A 3,320-nucleotide genomic window follows, 5' to 3' on the forward strand; every position below is an offset into this window, starting at 1 on the left:
CGTATTCAACCAACCGCCTGATTTAGGTAAGGAATTTAACCACCCTGGAAACATTGCAAAAAGCATAAAGGGCAAGGCTAGTGCCAAAGAAAAACCTAACATTCCGATTATTGGAGCAATTCCGCCTTTAGATGCAGCTTCCACAAGCAACGTACCGACGATAGGTCCTGTACAAGAGAAAGATACAATTGCCAGAGCTAATGCCATAAATAAAATACCTACAATACCTCCTCTATCCGCCTGACTATCGACTTTGTTTGCCCATGAATTAGGCAACATAATCTCGAATGCTCCCAAAAATGAAGAAGCGAAAACAACCAAAAGCACAAAGAAAATAATATTAAACCACACATTGGTAGACAACGCATTCAATGCTCCCGCACCAAAAATCCAAGTTACTAAAAAGCCTAAAATAACATAAATAACAATTATGGAAACCCCATAAATAATAGCATTTCTGATTCCGGCTGCTCTAGTTTTACTTTGTTTGGTAAAAAAACTAACCGTCATTGGGATCATAGGGAAAACGCAAGGCGTTAAAAGAGCAGCGAATCCAGAAAGAAAGGCTATAAAAAATATAGACCATAATCCACGAGAGGTGGTAGTATCTTCTGGAGCAATAGCAACTGCTTCTTTAGTACGATCACTGGCGTCGTAGACATTACTTTCGCCTAAACTTGGCGCTAAGGAATCAACAGCAACCGAATCCGAAGCTACTGCTGCAGTTGGGATTTCAGTACTTGCAGTAGTTGGCGCAGCAGTCACCGAAGCCATTGCTGGAATAGCAAATGTGAATTTTTTCTCTTGATTGATACAAACCTCCTTACACACTTGGTAATTTAAAGTCGCATCAATTTTAGTCAGCTTTGAATTAGTAATTGTTACCTCTTGCCTTATTTGAGCTTTTCCTTCAAAGAAAGTCTCATTAACCTCAAAGATATCGTTATAGGCGGTTCTCGTTTTACTTTCTTTAGCCTTACCAACTAAAGTGAAGTTCCCTTTTTGATTTTTAAAAGCAACTTCTAATTGTAGCGGTCCACCATCAGGCGTAAACTGAGAATACATATGCCAATCTTTCTCCAGTACAGCATCAAAAACAAGAACAAAGGTATTCTCTGATTTCTTCTCTATTTTGGTTGTCCATTTTACAGGATCTAACATTTGGCAATTTGCATTGGCAAAAGCCAAGAAAGAGATGAGTATAAATAGTATTTTCTTCATTATTGTATTTCTAATTTCAGGATATTTTCTGTGTTATTTTCTATTTTAAATCGTTCATCTTGGCGCAAGCCTACAACCCATACAATGGCATTTGCAGACCATAAAATCCAAATATTTTCTTTAGCAACGACGGATAATTTTTCGTCCTTGAAAAACTTGCTGAGTTTTTTCGTTTTTCCATTCATCCCAAAAGGCTGAAAGGAATCTCCCTCATTCCACTTTTGTAAAACCAATGGATAGACCAATTTACTCTCATCTACAAAGATAGTAGTATTCGATGAAGTGGCTAAATCCTCTACCTTGGTAATGGATAACTTTAAGGGAATCTTAACGTCTTGCTCTCCTTTCTCGATGTAATACGCTTCCCCATTCGAATTGGATTGCAACGGAACAAGTAGTAAATGGTCGCGATCTTTGATTAATCTATACTCCACACTGTGGACTTGTTTCCCGGACTGACTTTCGACTAAATCATAGATATCATCCCAAGCGGTGAAACCAAATTCTTTAAGCCAATGGTACAAATACGATTGATAATTCGCTAAGCGCTTGAGTTGTGCAAGATCAAACTGAATCGTATCGCCGTTTTGCTCTGCGACTTGTTGATAGACCATAATTGCTGCATCCTCAACCATGGCTTGCGCTTGCTGCAAATACGTTTGTGTATTTTGAAAACTATCAATAAAATGCGGATTCATTGCCTTAAATAAAGGAACAAGATCGTGTCTAATTTTATTTCGTAAGTATTTATTGGAAGCATTACTGCTGTCTTCGCGCCATTGCAAATGTGTTTCAGTTGCATAATTTTCGATTTCCTCCCGAGAAAAAAGTAATAGTGGTCGAATGATTTTATCGTTCTGAGCTGGAATTCCCACTAAACCATCTAAGCCGGTTCCTCTGCTTAAATTAATCAAAAATGTTTCGATATTGTCGTCTGCATGGTGCGCTGTCAAGACATAATCAAATTGCTCCTCCTCCAATAATTCATAAAACCAATTGTATCGCAGTTCACGCGCCGCTACTTGTGTAGAAAGCTTGTAATCTTTGGCGAAAGCCGTCGTATCAAACTGCGTTGCAAAAAGTGGGATATTATTTTTCTCCGCGTAATCCTCTACAAATTTTTGATCCTCGAAACTCTCGATACCTCTCAATTGAAAATTACAGTGCGCCAATGCTATTTCATAGGGTAATTGACAAAATAATTGAGCCATCACCATGCTATCTAAACCGCCGCTAGTGGCAAGAAGCAGTTTTTTATTTTGTAAAAACGGAAAGTTTTGGGTGATATGAGCTTGTAGTTTTTCTAGCATTCTTCAAAATTAAAGATTATTAATCTATCTACAAATTATAGTCTGCTTATTCTAACACCTCGCGCATGGCTTTTGCTTTTAAAAGGCATTCTTCGTACTCGTTTTCGGGCACAGACAAAGACGTAATAGCACTTCCAACTGAAAAAGAAACATATTGATTTTCTTGATTGTACAAGATGCTACGAATAACCACGTTAAAGTCAAAATCGCCATCGGGTGTAAAATAACCAACGGAACCACTGTACAATCCGCGTTTGGTCTCTTCTAATTCCTCGATAATTTTCATAGCCGAAATTTTGGGTGCTCCAGTCATACTTCCCATTGGAAATGATTTTTTGATGGCTTCAATTGCCGAATATTGTGGATCTAATTTTGAGGTGACCGTCGAAATCATTTGGTGTACCTGCAGGAAAGAATACACTTTACATAACTCAGGTACTTGCACGGAACCACGTTGCGCTGTATGTGATAAATCGTTTCGCACCAAATCAGTGATCATGATGTTTTCCGATCGCTCCTTAGGGTCTTGTGCTAATGATTTTTTAATAGACTCATCTTCTTCAGTAACTAGAGAACGTTTTGCTGTCCCTTTTATAGGTTGCGAAATCAAGTCTTGTCCTTGTTTTTTCAGGTAGCGCTCAGGCGATGCCGAAAACAGAAACTGTTTATTATTCTTAAAAAAGACAGCAAAAGGTGGCTGTGAAATTTTGTTTAGTTTAAAAAATTTATCAAGAGGATTCACTATGGCATTTTGAGCATAGAACTCCATGCAAAAATTAGCTTCGTAAA

At 38.0% G+C, this 3,320-nt stretch carries 3 protein-coding genes; all 3 read right to left on the minus strand.

The genetic code is table 11. The features are described 5' to 3' along the window. Nucleotides 1-1,221, minus strand: a 1,221-nt coding sequence (locus P8M54_RS15255) for a cytochrome c biogenesis protein CcdA (protein ID WP_300288884.1), incomplete at its 3' end; no start/stop codon positions are given. Continuing rightward, nucleotides 1,221-2,531: a tRNA lysidine(34) synthetase TilS gene (tilS, locus tag P8M54_RS15260; protein ID WP_300288885.1), complete on the minus strand. Its 1,311-nt coding sequence runs from the start codon at nucleotides 2,529-2,531 to the stop codon at nucleotides 1,221-1,223. The genes P8M54_RS15255 and tilS, both read right to left, overlap by 1 nt. Nucleotides 2,532-2,577: 46 nt before the next feature. Next, nucleotides 2,578-3,320, minus strand: a 743-nt coding sequence (locus P8M54_RS15265; RefSeq protein ID WP_300288886.1) for an anthranilate synthase component I family protein, incomplete at its 5' end; no start/stop codon positions are given.

Source organism: Flavobacterium sp. (assembly GCF_029242675.1).
GTDB lineage: Bacteria > Bacteroidota > Bacteroidia > Flavobacteriales > Flavobacteriaceae > Flavobacterium.